General features: G+C 64.6%; 14 protein-coding genes. 5 read left to right on the top strand and 9 right to left on the bottom strand.

All coding sequences use genetic code 11. The features are described 5' to 3' along the window. Positions 1-330: 330 nt before the first annotated feature. From R6U53_RS13225 to R6U53_RS13215, 3 genes are all read right to left on the bottom strand, one after another. Positions 331-885, bottom strand: coding sequence for a MaoC family dehydratase (locus tag R6U53_RS13225; protein WP_410322841.1), 555 nt, complete (start codon positions 883-885; stop codon positions 331-333). A 77-nt stretch (positions 886-962) separates the two neighbouring features. Then, the gene (locus tag R6U53_RS13220) at positions 963-2174 is read right to left on the bottom strand and encodes a CaiB/BaiF CoA transferase family protein (RefSeq protein ID WP_410322840.1); all 1212 of its coding nucleotides are present in this window, start codon (positions 2172-2174) and stop codon (positions 963-965) included. A gap of 61 nt (positions 2175-2235) precedes the next feature. Next, entirely contained in the window at positions 2236-3345 is a 1110-nt protein-coding gene (locus tag R6U53_RS13215; RefSeq protein ID WP_410322839.1) for a Gfo/Idh/MocA family protein, read from the bottom strand. A gap of 131 nt (positions 3346-3476) precedes the next feature. Here R6U53_RS13215 and R6U53_RS13210 point away from each other — a divergent pair, with 131 nt between their 5' ends. From R6U53_RS13210 to R6U53_RS13200, 3 genes are all read left to right on the top strand, one after another. Next, positions 3477-4628 carry an iron-containing alcohol dehydrogenase family protein gene (locus R6U53_RS13210; protein ID WP_410322838.1) on the top strand — a complete coding sequence of 384 codons (1152 nt, stop codon included), beginning with the start codon at positions 3477-3479 and terminating at the stop codon, positions 4626-4628. A 70-nt stretch (positions 4629-4698) separates the two neighbouring features. Beyond that, positions 4699-5622, top strand: coding sequence for an NAD(P)-dependent oxidoreductase (locus tag R6U53_RS13205; RefSeq protein ID WP_410322837.1), 924 nt, complete (start codon positions 4699-4701; stop codon positions 5620-5622). Positions 5623-5693: 71 nt separating this feature from the next. Next, positions 5694-6575, top strand: a complete 882-nt coding sequence (locus R6U53_RS13200; RefSeq protein WP_410322836.1) for a 3-hydroxyacyl-CoA dehydrogenase family protein — start codon at positions 5694-5696, stop codon at positions 6573-6575. A 21-nt stretch (positions 6576-6596) separates the two neighbouring features. Here R6U53_RS13200 and R6U53_RS13195 read toward each other — a convergent pair whose 3' ends face one another. Further along, positions 6597-7493 (bottom strand): alpha/beta fold hydrolase, encoded by an 897-nt coding sequence (locus R6U53_RS13195; protein WP_410322835.1) that lies wholly within the window; start codon positions 7491-7493, stop codon positions 6597-6599. Next, on the bottom strand, positions 7493-7873 hold the full coding sequence (locus R6U53_RS13190) for an SCP2 sterol-binding domain-containing protein (protein WP_410322834.1): 381 nt from the start codon (positions 7871-7873) through the stop codon (positions 7493-7495). The genes R6U53_RS13195 and R6U53_RS13190 overlap by 1 nt, the downstream gene beginning before the upstream one ends. Positions 7874-7967: 94 nt before the next feature. Between R6U53_RS13190 and R6U53_RS13185 the strand changes: the two genes are divergently transcribed. Further along, on the top strand, positions 7968-8621 hold the full coding sequence (locus tag R6U53_RS13185; RefSeq protein WP_410322833.1) for a cyclase family protein: 654 nt from the start codon (positions 7968-7970) through the stop codon (positions 8619-8621). Between the two features lie 3 nt (positions 8622-8624). Here the strand turns inward: R6U53_RS13185 and R6U53_RS13180 are convergent, their stop codons facing one another. Together R6U53_RS13180 and R6U53_RS13175 are read right to left on the bottom strand one after the other, a co-directional pair. Beyond that, positions 8625-9842, bottom strand: a complete 1218-nt coding sequence (locus R6U53_RS13180) for an MFS transporter (protein ID WP_410322832.1) — start codon at positions 9840-9842, stop codon at positions 8625-8627. A 38-nt stretch (positions 9843-9880) separates the two neighbouring features. Continuing rightward, the gene (locus R6U53_RS13175) at positions 9881-10696 is read right to left on the bottom strand and encodes an enoyl-CoA hydratase/isomerase family protein (RefSeq protein WP_410322831.1); all 816 of its coding nucleotides are present in this window, start codon (positions 10694-10696) and stop codon (positions 9881-9883) included. Between the two features lie 100 nt (positions 10697-10796). Between R6U53_RS13175 and R6U53_RS13170 the strand changes: the two genes are divergently transcribed. Continuing rightward, positions 10797-11687, top strand: coding sequence for an NAD(P)-dependent oxidoreductase (locus R6U53_RS13170; protein WP_410322830.1), 891 nt, complete (start codon positions 10797-10799; stop codon positions 11685-11687). Positions 11688-11697: 10 nt separating this feature from the next. On the opposite strand, the gene R6U53_RS13165 is transcribed toward R6U53_RS13170, so the two are convergent. Together R6U53_RS13165 and R6U53_RS13160 are read right to left on the bottom strand one after the other, a co-directional pair. Next, a complete protein-coding gene (locus tag R6U53_RS13165; RefSeq protein ID WP_410322829.1) occupies positions 11698-13017 on the bottom strand; it encodes an MmgE/PrpD family protein in 1320 nt (439 codons plus the stop codon). Positions 13018-13107: 90 nt separating this feature from the next. After that, positions 13108-14706 (bottom strand): long-chain-fatty-acid--CoA ligase, encoded by a 1599-nt coding sequence (locus R6U53_RS13160; RefSeq protein ID WP_410322828.1) that lies wholly within the window; start codon positions 14704-14706, stop codon positions 13108-13110. Positions 14707-14776: the final 70 nt, after the last annotated feature.

Here is a 14776-nt window from a genome sequence, read left to right as displayed (position 1 = left end):
AATCGGTCCGTATGCGCCAGACGCGGCCGGCTCGTCGGTTCGTCTTTCTGACTGTTCGTCTGTTGAAACGTCACATAGTCGTTCATTATATTCACTATAGTCCGTATACCTTGTATATCGGGCACATACTGGTGCTTCGTATGCTCCGCGTCGTCGAACGTCACGTTCTCTCGCGTCGCGAACTACGGGCGAATTTCCATTCGCGAGATGCGAAGACCGGGCGAGCGGCTGTCCCGAACGTTAACAACCTATAACGATCTATTCGGTTGTACTGTCCGCCCGTAGGCCCGAATATCGTTGATTCGTCGTGTGCGAACGACGAGTCGGGCGTTATACGTCCTCCGGTTGGGTGCCGATGCCCTCAAGCCAGCCGGTTGGCTGTTCGGGCGATGGCTGGGCGTACTCGCGTTTGAGCACCATCGGCGTCCGTTTCAACGAGAGCACTTTTTCATCGCGCTCGTTGTACGCGCGGAGTTCCGTCGTGACGATACCGACGTGGTCGCGGGAACTACTCTCGCGCTTTTCGAGCACCTCGCTCTCGGCGAAGATCGTGTCGCCGTGATACACCGGCGCGTGATGGCGGATATCGTCGTAGCCCAGGTTCGCCGTCGCGTTTTGGGTGATGTCGATAACGCTCATCCCGACCGCCAACGCGATGACGAACGTGCCGTCGACGAGTCGCTCGCCGAACTCCGTCTCCGCCGCGTACGGCTCGTTGAAATGCATCGGATTGAGGTTCATCGTCAAATTGGTGAACCAGACGTTGTCCGTCTCCGTCACCGTCCGACCGTACGGGTGTTTGTACACGTCCCCGACCTCGAAATCCTCGTAGTACCGACCCTCCCAACCGCCGACGATACGCCGCTCGTGATCTGTCTTCGTCATACGGTAAAACCAACGCCCGAGACCGTTCTAAACCTTTCGTGGCGCGCTTCGAACGCCGCTATATCGACCGTGGCTGCTCACGGTTCCTCGGAGACCAACACGCCGCGTTCGATCAGTGATTCGATCTCCTCGTCCGAGTAGCCGTGTTCTTCGAGGATCTCGCGGTTGTGCTGGCCGAGCAGCGGGGCCGGTCGCTCGATCGACGGATCGGATTTCGACATCCGAATCGGCGTATCGGTGAGCGTGAGGTCGCCGTATCGCGGATGCTCGACGTCGACGAAGACGTCCCGCGCTGCGACCTGTTCGAGTTCCGCCGCTTCCTTGACCGAGTTGTGGCGGGCCGCCGGGATGCCGTGATCGAGGAGAACCTCGATGGCCTCATCGGCCGGCTGTGTCGCCAACCATTCCTCGAAGAGGCCGGTCAGATACTCGGCGTCCTCGACCCGTGCGCCATCATCTTGATACTCCGGCTTCCCGTAGAGGTCCGGCCGATTGAGGATGCGACAGAGTCCCTCCCAGACGCGATCCGAGTACAAAAGCAAGGCGACGCAGATCCACTCATCGTCGGCTTTGGCCGCACCGTAGAGCATGTCCGGGTTGAAAAACCCGTTTCGACCGCCTTTGACCGGTTCCTCGCCGAGGTTCGTGTAGTACTCGAACGCGCCGTCCATGTTGTGCATCATCGATTCCAACAGCGAGATGTCGATCTTCTGGCCGCCGTTACCCTTGTCGCGGTAGCGGATCGCACCCATCGTCGCAATGGTCGCGTTGTAGCCGGCGTAGAAATCGGCGAGCGACGACTGCGAACGGATCGGCGGCCGATCGTCGTCGTACCCCAAGAGACTCGAAAAGCCCGAGAGGTGTTGAATGATCGCATCCATCGCCGGCTTGCGTGCGTCGGGGCCCGTCTCTCCGTAGCCCGTCACGTGCACGTAAATGAGTTCCTCCTTATACTCCGTCAACGTCTCGTAGTCGGCGCCCAACTTCTCGGCGACGCCGGGGGGCCAATTCTGCAGGACGACGTCAGCCTTCGAGACGAGATCGTAGAGGAGTTCCCTCCCGTCGTCGGATTTAAGATCGAGGCCGAGCGCTCGCTTGTTCCGGTTGTACAGTTCGAAGGGCGGGTTGAACGGTTTTCCATTGAACTCGCGTCGGTTGATCCGGTAAACGTCACCCGAGGGTCGCTCGATCTTGACCACGTCAGCCCCGAGATCCGCCATGAACGTCGCGCAGATCGGTCCGGCAACGGCCTGGCTCAAATCGACAACACTGATGTCCGACAGAGGCATTGGTCATATCTCCTTTCCGTCCGCTAATAACGTTGTTGATGATTTGAGGTCGTTTTCGGCCTCAGACGCCCTCGACCTCGACCCACCCGTCCCCGTCCACCGACTCGTACGCCGCATCGAGCACCGACAGGACGCGGACCGCATCGTGGATGTCGGCCGGAATCGCCCCGGACTCGCGCCCGTCGAAGTAGTCAGCGAAGAACTTCCAGACGTAGTCACCCCACGCCGGGAACCGCTCGTAGCCGTACTCGAACTCGGTTCGCCGTTTCGGGGCCGTCACCCACCCGTCGCCGTCCGAAACGATGTCGAGCGGGACCGTCGATCGGCGAGAGCGGTTGTGGTGGAGAGGCGTGTCCGCAGTCGCGTTCTCGCCGTAGACGGCAAAGCGCGTGTCCTTTTCGGGCTCACCGAGATAGTAGCCCGTCTGGAAGGTACCCATGATCCCCGAATCGGTCTCGAACTGGACGATGATCCCCTCGTCGATGTCGCCGTCCGAGGGCGTTCTCGACCGTGCACACACCGACGCGATCGGCTCTCCCAACACGTACATGAACAGGTCGATCCAGTGGATGCCGATCCACTGCAGCGAGCCGCCGCGGCTGATCGCGTCGTCGTAAATGTAGTGTGATCGGTTTCGGTAGTCGAGTTTGCTCCCGATGTATCGCCCGTCGACGGACCAGATATCTCCGAAGAACCCGCCGTCTACCCGCTCTTTGAGGGCCTGAGAGGCGGCCGTGTAGCGGTAGATGTAGTTGACGCCGACCGTCACGTCGGCCTCGTCGGCGCGTTCGGCGAGCGGCCGGAGGTCTGCCGCGGTTCGGGCCAGCGGTTTCTCACAGATCACGTCGACGCCGTGCTCGATCGCCGAGTCGATGAATCCCGGCACCTCGTCGTTTCGGTAGGTCACCCAAATGACGTCCACGTCGGCGTCGGCGATCAGTTCCGTCGGATCGGCGTAGATCTCCGCTCGCTCCGCGATCGCGCCGATGTCCGCTCCGTCGGTGGCGATCTCGTCGGGTCGATCGGTGTGCGGTCGGATGTCCGCCGCCGTGTACTCCTTACCCGGCTCACAGAGGGCGACCATCTCCACCGGGAGCTTGGCCGACAGCTGGAGGTACGGATCCCGGTGGTGGTGATCGACGCCGATGTAGCCGACTTTCGTTTGGGACATGGTAGCTCGTCTTCGGCGTCGAAAATAAATCCACCTGTCGGTCGCTCCGAACGTCGGCTTTCCACACCACGCTCGCGTCGTGAGCGCCTCCGACAGTAATCGCTATGATCCTCTGGACCCCACCGAAACATATGTCACTACTCGACCAGTCGTTCGACCTCCGCGGTCCGGAAGCGCTCCGATTCGGCCGCGGACGGGTCGCAGAAGCCGGCGAATGCGCCGCACAGTTCGGTGACCGAGCCTTGCTCGTAACCGACTCCGGCGTTCGAGCCGCGGGACTGGCAGAGCCGGTCGTCGACTCGCTCGAAACCGCGGGGATCGAGGTCGAGATCTTCGACGGGATCGAGTCCGATCCAGCGGTTTCGGTCGCTCAGGCCGCCGCCGAAGCGGCAGACGATCAAGACGCGCTCGTCGGGTTGGGCGGTGGGAGCCCCATGGACGTGACGAAAGCGGCGGCGGCCGTCGTCGGTTCCGGCCGATCGCTCGTCGGGTTGCTCGAATCGGCCGACCCGCTCGTCGACAGCGCGCCGACGATCCTCCTGCCGACGACGTCGGGGACCGGCAGCGAGGTGTCGCCCGCTGCCGTCCTGTTCGACGACGACGGCGAAAAGCGCGGACTCATCGATCCAGCGCTGTTCGCGGACGTCGCGCTCGTCGACCCCGACCTCTCGATGCACCTACCGCCTCGGTTGACGGCCGGTACCGGCCTCGACGCCTTCGCCCACGCGGTCGGATCGTACATCTCGACCGATTCGAACGAACTCGCCGACGCGCTCTGTCTGCGGGCGATGGAACTGGTCGAGACTCATCTCCGGGACGCCACCTTCCGCGGCGACGACGCGCCGGAGGCACGCGTCGGGATGTCGATGGCCGCGACGCTGGCGATGTTGGGTCGCGTCAACGGCGGGAAGTCGGCGATTCACTCGGTCGCCTACGGCGTCGGCGCGACGTGTCACGTCCCGCACGCCGAAGCCATTGCTACCGTCATGCCGGCGGTGCTCGAGTACAACGCGCCCGCGGCGCTCGATCGGTTCGCATCCCTCGGCGACCGGCTGTACGACGCGTCCGGCTCCAGGCGACACCGCGCCGCGACGTTCGTCGCCGGCGTCCGATCACTGCGCGACGATGTCGGCTTCGACGGCGACCTCACGGCGTTCGGCGCGACGGTCGCCGATCTCGACGAACTCGCCGAAGCCTCGCTGGCCTCCCAGCGGCATCTCCGCGCCAACCCTCGTTCCATGGACGCCGACGACGCCCGCGAACTGCTCTCCGATCTGCTCTGATCTCTCGACCTGCTCGGGCTCCGCCGAGTTGCAGGCGAACGTTTATCATCGACGGTGAGCAATCGAGGCCATGTCAGAACTGACCGTTGGAGTCGTCGGTCTGGGTCGGATGGGCGGTGGGATGGCCGGCCATCTCGTCGAATCGGGGGTCGACGTTCGCGGATACGACGTCGTTCCCGAAGCCCGCGAGGGGGCCGCCGAGCGGGGCGTCACGATCGACGGGAGCGCCGCCGAACTCGCGGGCCAAAGCGACGTCGTTGTCACGTCGCTGCCGAACTCCGAGATCGTCCGCGAAAGCTACCTCGGCGAGGGCGGAATCGCGGCGGGAGCCGACGACCTCGTGGCGATCGAGGCCAGCACGATCGATCCGGCGACGACGGAAGCGCTCGCCGAGGAGGTCGCGACGCTGGGGGTGACGCTGGTCGACGCGCCGGTTTCGGGTGGCCCAGAGGGTGCTGCGTCGGGGACGCTAACGCTTTTCATCGGCGGTGACGCGAGCGTGATCGACTCGCCGCCGGCGAGACCGGTGCTCGACGCCATCTCGAAGAAATCGTTTCACGTCGGCGACGTTGGTGCCGGGCACACCACGAAACTGCTCAACAACACGATGTCGATGGGGAACCTCCTGTTGGCGATGGAGGCGGCGTCGCTCGGCGCGGCGCGCGGCCTCGAAGGCGACCGAATCTTCGAGGCGCTCCGGAACGCCGGCGGGTCGTCGAACCAGTTCGAAAAGCGGATGCCGTGTGTGTTGAATCGGAACTTCGAGCCCCGCTTTACCGTCTCCTTCGCGCGAAAGGACCTCGGGTTGGCCCTCGAGGCCGGTTCCGACATCGACCACTCGATGCCGGTCACGGCGCTTATCCACCAGTTGTACACGAAGGCGGTCTCCGAGGGATACGGCGAGGAGGACGCCGTCGCCGTCGCGAAACTCTTTGAACGCGACCAGTTGATCGAAGCCGACGAGCACGTCGACGAGTCCTACGAGGGGTATTGATCGGCGACCTCGACCAATCACGGGTCGTCGACGAAAAGGGTTTTGTCCCCGCACGGAAAGTATCGGGACGTATGCAGATCGCAGTTCTCGGTGCCGGGACCATGGGTCACGGCATCGGCCAAGTCAGCGCGATGGCCGGCCACGAGGTCGTTCTCTACGACATCGAATCCGAATTCGTCGAGAACGGACTCGAACAGATCGAGGCGAACCTCGAGGCTGGGCTCGAACACGGCGTCGAGCAGGAGACGGTGGAGGCAACGCTCGACCGGCTTTCGGGCACGACGGACCTCGAAGAAGCCTGTGGCGGTGCGGACCTCGTCATCGAGGCCGTCCCCGAACGGATGGAACTCAAACGCGACACGTTCTCCGACGTGGAGGCGATCGTCGACGACGACGCGATAATCGCGACGAACACGTCGTCGCTTTCGGTGACCGAGATCGCGTCGGTACTCGATCGCCCCGAGCGCGCCCTCGGTATCCACTTTTTCAATCCCGTCCACATCATGCCTCTCGTCGAGCTCGTCGTCGCGGCCCAAACCGACGACGAAACGCTCGCGACCGCGACGGCGTTCATCGAGGAGATGGACAAAGAGTCGGCCGTCGTCCGCGACTTCCCAGGCTTCGCGTCGTCGCGACTCGGCGTCACGCTCGGCGTCGAGGCGATGCGGATGGTCGAACAGGGCGTCGCCTCGCCCGAGGCCATCGACACCGTGATGGAAATCGGCTACAACCACCCGGTGGGACCGCTGAAGCTCACCGACGTGGTCGGGTTGGACGTTCGACTCGACATCCTCGAGTACCTCTCCGAGGAACTCGGCGATCGGTTCCGGCCGCCGCAGATACTCAAACAGAAGGTTCGAGCCGGCGAGACCGGCAAGAAGTCCGGCGAGGGATTCTACGTCTGGGAGGGCGGCGAGGCCGTCGGCGTGAGCGAGCTCTGGAGCGACGAGTGACGAATCGGGATTTCGATCGGTTTACTCCCCGGCGATCGACTCGAGCGCGGGCAGCAGGTACTTCCGGAACTCCGCGGGGTTTTCGACCATCGGAAAGTGACCCAGTCCGTCCATGATCTCGACGGCCGCGCCGTCGATTTTCTCGCCGATTGATCGGGTGTCTTCCGGGAGCGCGGAGTAGTCGTACTCCCCGGTGAGCAGGTGTACCGAACAGGTGTCGGTGTCGATCTCGGTGATCTTCTCGCGGCCGTCCCAGTCGGTCGCATAGAAGTGAAGATCACCCGTGTAGACGCCCGGGCCGCCCTGTGCGTACACCCACCAACTCTCCCGTGTGAACCGATCAGGGCTGTTCGGGGCCTGTAGACCCTCCGCCCACTCGCCGCGGACCACCTCGGCGTTGATCGAAGGATCGCCGAGATACCCCAGATCGCGCTTCGGGGCGAACGCGGTCGACTCGACGCCGACGACGCCACGGAACCGATCGGCGTGCGCGTAGGCGAGTTCGAGTACGATCGCCCCGCCCATCGAACAGCCGAGGACCACCGGGTCCGGTTCCTCGATACCGAGCGTTCCGACGACGGCGACGATGTGGTCGGCGTACGCCTCCGTCGTCAGCCGGTACGTGTCGTCGCGCCAGTCCGTTTCCTCGTCCATCGGCGGGAACGACCGCCCGTGCCACGGGAGGTCGAACGCGTAGACCGTGAACCGATCCAAAATCTCGGGATCGTTCAGGACGTGTCGCCACTGTCTGGAATCGGCACCCGCGGTGTGCAGACAGACGAGCGGCCGATCACCGGATCCCGCCCGTTCGTAGTAGATGCGGTGAGGGCTGTCGTCCACGTCGATCCAGACGTATCCCCCTTCGATCGGCTCTTCGGTCCCGTGTTCGCGGATCGCGCCGGGATCGTGATCGCTCATCAGTTCTCGACCTCCCCGAAGACAGCGAACACCCGCTTCAGCGGGCGAAGGTGTCGCATCGCGAGCCGAAGGTCCCCTTCGATGACCAGATCCGCCTGCAGCCACGCGCCGATCAGGTCGTGGTGTCTCGGCGGCGGCGTCTCCGCGAGCATCTTTCGCCACGTCCCCTCGGGTGCGCGCATCGCGATGTCCCACGTCTCGTACTCGGGGTCGCCGAGGACGGTCATCTGACCGTCGGAGAACGTCGCGGCCGTGTCCGCACCGTTGACGCCGAACACGATCGTCGCTTCGAACGCGTCGGAGATGCGTCCGAACCCGCTGCTGTCGTTGACCCGCGGTGCCGCGGCCCGTAACCACTCTTCGGATAGTGCCGTCGCCATATCGTCGTCTCGCCGCCCCACGTAATACCTCTTTGGCCGCACGAATGACGGCGTCGGAGGAAGGTTTATCTGCCGTCCAGAACGTCGTTAGGGTATGTCACAGTGGTACGATCTCTCACAGGACTTCTACGAGGGGATGCCGCACTCGGTCGTTCACCCCTCGCCGGCGTTCGAGACGCTCAGCTGCGTCGAGGAGGACACGTTCAACGTCACGCAGTTCACCGCGGTCACCCACGTCGGGACACACATAGACGCGCCGAAACACTTCGTTCCCGGGGGAAAGACGATCGACGAACTGCCGCTGGAGACGTTCGCGGGCGAGGGTGTGGTCGTCGACGTCTCCCGCGAGCACCCGACCGAGATCACGCTGGAGCAGTTCAAAACGGCTCCCGGCGATGTCGAGCACGGAGACATAGTCCTCGTCTACACCGGCTGGTGTCACAAGTACGGCGACGACGACTACGACCCCCATCCGTGGCTGTCGACGGAGGCTGCGGAGTACCTCGTCGAGCGCGACGTCGAGTTGATGGGCCTCGATACGATCACGCCCGATCTCGCCAGCCCGTTCCGCGAGGAGGGGTGGACGGCGTATCCGGTCCACCGGACGCTGCTCGAAAACGACGTGTTGATCGCCGAACACCTCGGCGGCCTCGACGCCGTCGCGGGCGAGCGACTCGAGATCTACGCCTTCCCACTGAAGATCAGAAACGGCGACGGGGCGCAAGCACGATTCGTCGGTCGATTGTAGGCGCTACGCCCGGTCCGGCTCCGGGACGACCAACGCCAACCCGACGCCGAGGACGGCCAACCCGAACGCGTAGCCGAAGGTCGGCAGGTACGCCCCCGTCCGTTCGATGAGCCAGCCGGCGATCGCCGGCGCGCTGAACCCGCCTGTGAACGACGCCATGGTCAGCACGGCGATGGCGCTCCCGGCGACGAAGTCATCGACGAGTTCCCGAACGTGGGTGTAAAAGAGACCGATCCCGAGTTGGACGAAGTACCCCGAAAGCACCATGAGCGCAGCTAGCACGGGCGGGGTTTGGGCAACCGAGACGACGACGACGAGCACCACCGTCACGAGGAACGCTCCGAGCGGAACGGGCCGTCGTCGGCCGTTGAGCCACCGATCGGAGATGACGCCGCCGCTCGTCCGCGCCAACACGCCCATCGCTGGGAACAGGGCGACGAGAACGCCGGATTCCGCGATACTGAAGCCGAGCTCGGCCGAGAGATACGTCGGCATCCAACTGTTGAAAAAGAGGTTCAACGAGTAGGCGACGAAGGACATGAGCGCGACGATCCACACGCCGCGGTGGGTGAAGACGTGTCTGAAATCACTGAGACGCGGTGTGGCTCCGGCTTCCGCAACCGACGCGGTCCGGTACCCAACGATCCCGAAGAGGGCGAACGACGCAGCCACCGCGACGGCGAACAGCCCGAAGTTCGCCTCCCAGTTCCAGTACTCGGCGACGAACGGCGGGACCGCTTGCCCGACGACGTACCCGAGCGGCGCGCTCGCGGTGTAAATCCCGGTCGCCGTCGCAGCGCGCCCCCCGGCGAACGCTCCACTGACGATGGTCGCACCCGCAGTCCACGTCATGGCGATCCCGACGCCGGTCAGCAGCCGGGAGGCCAACAGTTCGGTGTAGGCGCCGCTGAGTGCCGTCTGCCAGCTCCAGATGCCAGACACGGCGACGAGCACCGTTCCGATCAGTAGGATCACGCGGTTGTCCAGCCGGTCGAGCGAGAGTCCGACCGGCAACGCCATGATCGCAGGCGAAAGCAACGTGAGACTCACGAGCCAACTGGCCCGTGTCGGACCGATCCCGAGATCGTCCATAATGAGCGTCAGCACGCTCGCCGGCATGATCTGCAGTGACGACACGAATAGTGACAGGAGAAACGTTCCGAGCAAGACCCCGTGCGGCCCGCCGATCGCGCCGAAACGAGTCCGAGCGCTACCGCTCACGACGTCCCCCCGTCCGTCGGTTCCGGTTCACCGTTCGGTCACTCTCCGACGAACTCCGCCTCGCGCTTCTCGTCGAACGCCTGAATCCCCTCGTGGTGGTCGCGCGTCTCGTGGCAGATCCGTTCGCCGTCGATCGCGTGCGCGAGCGCCGTCTCGATCGACACCTCGAAGGACTCGTTTATCATCCGCTTTGCGGTGCCGATGGCGACGGTCGGGCCCTCGGCGAGGCGTTCTGCGAACTCGAGCGCGGCGGACAGCACCGCTTCGTCGTCGCCGTCGATCGCCTCACGCGCCAATCCGAGTTCCGCCGCCTCCTCGCCGCCGATCGGATCGCCGGTCATGATCAGCTCCTTGGCGCGCGCCTCGCCGATCAACCGGGGCAGGAGATAACAGCCGGCGTCGGGGACCAACCCGACGTTGACGTACTGTTGGGCGAGTTGGGCGTCCCGGCCGACGACCCGGAAGTCACAGGCCAAGGCGAGATCCATCCCGCCGCCGAAGGCGTATCCGGAGACGGCGGCGACGACCGGTAGCTCGACCGCACGAATCGTCTTCACGATCCGGTGGGTCTCGTGGGTCGATTCAAGCAGCGTGTCGACCGAGCCGACCCCCTCCTCGTCGCTCAACTCGAGGTACGTCTCGATGTCCATCCCCGCACAGAAGGCGCGCTCGCCCGTGCCGGCGAACACCGCCGCCCTGGTGTTCGAGTCGGCGTCGAGATCGTCGAAGAGGTCGGCGATCGCCGCCGCCATGGAGGGTGAATACGCGTTGAGCCGATCCGGTCGATCGATCGTCACGATCGCGACGGAGCCGCGATGTTCCAGATCGACGTACGGTGTGTCGGATTTTACCATAACCGCGCTTCCGTCCGGGGGCTATTAAATTCGGCCCTCACACGCCTCCCGGATGGACACCCATCCAAAGGATCATACGATCCCCTGACGTTGGTGTGGTATGGTTTCAGTCGGCTTTATCGGACTCGGAAACATGGGCGGACCGATGGCGAACCACCTGCTGGACGCGGGCCACGATCTGACGGTTTACGACCTCGATCCGGACGCTCGCGCGGCCCTCGAAGACGCCGGGGCTGCCGTCGGGGAGGGTCCGGCGGACGTGGCGACTCACAGCGAGGTCGTCTTCCTCTCGTTACCGACGCCGGAGATCGTGCGGGCGGTCGTGCTGGGCGACGACGGCGTCGAGGCCGGAATCAAGGCCGGAGCAATTCTCGTCGACACGACCACCTCGACGCCGGGGACGACCGAGGACATCGCGGCAACGCTCGCAGATCGGGAGGTAACTGTCCTCGGTGCGCCCGTCTCCGGCGGTGCTTCGGGAGCGCGAGACGGAACGCTCACGACGATGGTCGGCGGCGATCCCGCAGCCTACGAGGCGTGCGAGGAGTTGTTCTCGGCGTACGCCCCCAATCGGTACCACGTGGGTGATTCACCGGGCGACGGTAACGTCGTGAAACTCCTGAACAACTACCTCTCGTTTCTCGGTATGGTCGGCGCGTCCGAGGCGGTCGCGCTGGGCGAGCGCGCGGGGCTCGATCCAGAGACGATGGTCGACATCTTCAGCCGATCGACCGGCCGAAACGCCGCCGTCGAGGACAAGTTCCCGAACCAGATTATTCCCGGTCGCTACGATCTCGGCTTCTCGATGGCCCTCATGCACAAGGACATCCGGCTGTTCTCGCAGTTTGCCGCCGAATCGGACGCCCCCGTCTTACTCGGCGACACCGTCGCGAATATGATCAGCTACGCCAAGGCCGACCTGGGCGGAGACGCCGATATGAGCGAGGTCTACAAGTTCGTACAGCAGTGGATCGAACCGTCTGACGACTGATCGATCCGAGTCATACCGCGTCGAGAACATCCGAAACGCTCCCGCCGTCCGCGAGTCCCTCGATCGCCGCCGCCAACGGCTCGGCGTCGACGTTCGTCGGCGCGACGCAGCTTTCGAACTTGTCCCTGAGTCGCGACTCGCTCGCGGGGTTTTCTGGGCTTCCGGGGGCGGCGGCGGCCGCCTCGAACGTCTCGCCGTCGGTCGTCTCGACGGTCACCCGACCGCCGTACCGCCCGAGCCCCTCGACCGCCGTCTCGTCGTAGACCGCGTCGACGGTTTCCATCGCGTCTCGCGTCTCGGGGTCCGTGACGTACCCGTCGGTGAACTCCCCGAGCCCGGCCTGTCCGGACCGTAACACGGCGGCGAGACAGAACTCGATGGAGAACTTCGCCTCGAGCGCGTCGCCCGGGTCGCTGTGGATCAACACCTCGCGGCCGCCCGGGTGCATCGTCGCGGTCATCGACACGACGCTCTCGGGCGTCAATCCCTCGCGTTCGCGCAACCGCCGCAGCGCCTCCATCGAGCCGTGCGTGATATGCGCAGAGGCGAAGAGCTTCAACGCGATGTCGGGGACGCCGGACAACTCGTCGCCTTCGAGTTCGGACGGATCGAACGCCTCGCCGGCCATCGCCTCCCCATAGCCGCTTTGGCCCCCGAGCGCGTTCGGGTGTGCCGTCGCGCCCTTGCGCGCGAGTAACACGGCCCTGAGCCCGGCACTCGCGGCGAAGCCCGCGTGTAGCGGCTTCGTCGTCGTTCCGAAGTTCTTCCGCAGTCCCCCAGCCGAGGAGGCCGCGATTCCGATCGCGTTCCGGAGCTCGCCGTCGTCGAGACCGAAGACGACTGCTGCCGCTGCCGCCGCGCCGATCGGTCCGACCGCCGCGGTGCTGTGAAATCCCCGGCCGTACTGCGTCGGAAAGACGCTCTTGCCGACGCGGTACAGCACCTCGACGCCGACCGCGTACCCGCGGAGGAACGTCTCGCCGTCGGCGTCGGTCAGTTCACCGGCCGACAGCGCCGCCGGAGCGACGACCGTCGTCGGATGGAGCGGGAACGTCGAGAACGTGTCGTCGAAATCGAGCGTGTGGCCGAACGCGCCGTTGAGCAGACACGCGCGCTCGGGACCCGCGACCGTCCCATCGAACGTCGTTGCGCTTCCGTCGGCGGGCGACGACGCCGAATACGCCCGTAAAACATCCCCCGTGTCGCCGTCCGAGCCGCGGGTCGCGACGCCGATCCAATCGCGCACGGCGCGGATCGATCGCTCCGTGAGCTCCGAGTCGAGATCGTCGGTCGAGACGACGAGGTCGACCAGATCGTCTGTTTCAGTCATCGACCGTGTGTTTTCGGCGCACGGGCTTAAATACGGAGGATCATCAATACTCGGATTCCCACGCAGTCGATCGAAACCGAGCCGTCGCGATTACCCGCCGCCGATCATGCGGTCCTCGTCGTCCCACTCGCGCTGTCTCAGGACGTGTTTTTGCACTTTTCCGGTCGCCGTCGTCGGCAGTTCGTCGACGAACTCGATCGCGGTGGGCGCTTTGTAGCTCGCGAGCACCGACTTACAGTGGGCGATCACGTCCTTTTCTGTCAGTTCGGCTCCCGGCTGGAGGACGACGAGCGCCTTCGGCGTCTCTCCCCACTCGTCGTGCGGGACAGGAATGACTGTCGCCTTCGAGACGCCGTCGAGATCGTAGATCGCGTCCTCGATCTCGATCGAGGAGATGTTCTCGCCGCCGGAGATGATAACGTCCTTCTTGCGGTCTTTGATGGTCACGAAGCCGTTCTCGTCGACCGTGCCGAGATCGCCGCTGTGGAACCACCCCTCGACTCGCTCGGAGAACGCCTGCTCGGTCTCCTCGGGTTTGTTCCAGTAGCGATCGAAAACGAGGTTACCCTTCAGGATGACTTCACCCATCGTTTCGTCGTCGCGGGGGACGTCCTCGCCACTTTCGTCGACGACGCGCATGTAGTTGCCCATGGCCGGGATCCCCTGTTTCGGTTTGATTTTCATTCGGCCCTTCTCGGCGATCCGTCTGGGCGAGTGGCTCGTCGTGTACGGCCCCGATTCCGTGTGGCCGAAGAAGTGGAACAGTTCCCAGCCGAAGTCGTCCTCGACGGCCTCGATAGTCGCGGCCGGCGGGGGTGCACCCGCGGTCGAGATCGTCACCGGGTTCGCACCCGACGTGATCAGATCGTCCCTCTCGCGGTTGTATTCGAGCAACCGATTCAGCACAGTCGGCGCGCCCGACAGATACGAGACGTCGTATTCCCGGATTCGATCGAAGGCTTTCTCCGCGGAGAAACTCCGCAGACAGACGTGGGTCCCGCCCGTACCGGTGACCATATACAGCGCACCCCAGCCGTGGACGTGGAACATCGGGAGCGTCCAGAGGTACACGCCGTCGTCCTTGAAATCGGCGTTGTACGCGTGGTTGACGGCGTTCAGGAAGTCGGTCCGATGCGACCGAACGACCCCCTTCGGATCGCCGGTCGTCCCCGAGGTGTAGTTGATCGCCGCCGGGTCGGTCTCCTCGATGTCGGGGCGGTCGGGCTGCTCCGGATCGTGCTCTGCGAGAAGCGTCTCGTAGTCGAGCCACTCGCCCTCCGCTCGGTCCGCCTCGTAGCAGACGAAGGCGTCGGTCGGCACGTCCTCGCGGATGTCAGCGATCAGGTCGGCGTACTCGTAATCCACCACGGCGACCGTCGCGCCGCTATCGGAGAGCAGGTACTCGTAGTCGTCCGGGACGAGTCGGTAGTTCAGCGGTGCGACGATGGCGCCGAGCTGTTGGGTCGCGAACACCGTCTCGATGTACCAGTGGGTGTTCGGGCTGACCGCCGCGACCCGGTCGCCCTGCTCGACGCCCAACTCGGCGAGGGCGTTCGAGAGACGATCGACGCGCTCCGTGAGTTCGCCGTAGGTGTACTCGGTGCCGTCGTCGGCCACGACGCCGATCACGTCCGAGTAGTACTCCTCCGCGCGGTCCAGACAGGACGGGGTGACGTTGGGGACGTTCATGTGCGGGTGTGTGTCTGTGTATGGTGATATGTTCGTACTTGACTATTCCGATGGTCGAATCCGGGCGCAG

This window comes from Natronomonas sp. (genome assembly GCF_046483325.1).
GTDB lineage: Archaea > Halobacteriota > Halobacteria > Halobacteriales > Haloarculaceae > Natronomonas.
Note: the sequence above shows the minus strand (reverse complement) of the source record. Positions and strands in the feature narration are given on the sequence as shown.

Coding starts and splice junctions, on each gene's coding strand:
- R6U53_RS13225 (WP_410322841.1), bottom strand. CDS start 885: ATGACGAAGACAGATCACGAGCGGCGTATCGTCGGCGGTTGGGAGGGT.
- R6U53_RS13220 (WP_410322840.1), bottom strand. CDS start 2,174: ATGCCTCTGTCGGACATCAGTGTTGTCGATTTGAGCCAGGCCGTTGCC.
- R6U53_RS13215 (WP_410322839.1), bottom strand. CDS start 3,345: ATGTCCCAAACGAAAGTCGGCTACATCGGCGTCGATCACCACCACCGG.
- R6U53_RS13210 (WP_410322838.1), top strand. CDS start 3,477: ATGTCACTACTCGACCAGTCGTTCGACCTCCGCGGTCCGGAAGCGCTC.
- R6U53_RS13205 (WP_410322837.1), top strand. CDS start 4,699: ATGTCAGAACTGACCGTTGGAGTCGTCGGTCTGGGTCGGATGGGCGGT.
- R6U53_RS13200 (WP_410322836.1), top strand. CDS start 5,694: ATGCAGATCGCAGTTCTCGGTGCCGGGACCATGGGTCACGGCATCGGC.
- R6U53_RS13195 (WP_410322835.1), bottom strand. CDS start 7,493: ATGAGCGATCACGATCCCGGCGCGATCCGCGAACACGGGACCGAAGAG.
- R6U53_RS13190 (WP_410322834.1), bottom strand. CDS start 7,873: ATGGCGACGGCACTATCCGAAGAGTGGTTACGGGCCGCGGCACCGCGG.
- R6U53_RS13185 (WP_410322833.1), top strand. CDS start 7,968: ATGTCACAGTGGTACGATCTCTCACAGGACTTCTACGAGGGGATGCCG.
- R6U53_RS13175 (WP_410322831.1), bottom strand. CDS start 10,696: ATGGTAAAATCCGACACACCGTACGTCGATCTGGAACATCGCGGCTCC.
- R6U53_RS13170 (WP_410322830.1), top strand. CDS start 10,797: ATGGTTTCAGTCGGCTTTATCGGACTCGGAAACATGGGCGGACCGATG.
- R6U53_RS13165 (WP_410322829.1), bottom strand. CDS start 13,017: ATGACTGAAACAGACGATCTGGTCGACCTCGTCGTCTCGACCGACGAT.
- R6U53_RS13160 (WP_410322828.1), bottom strand. CDS start 14,706: ATGAACGTCCCCAACGTCACCCCGTCCTGTCTGGACCGCGCGGAGGAG.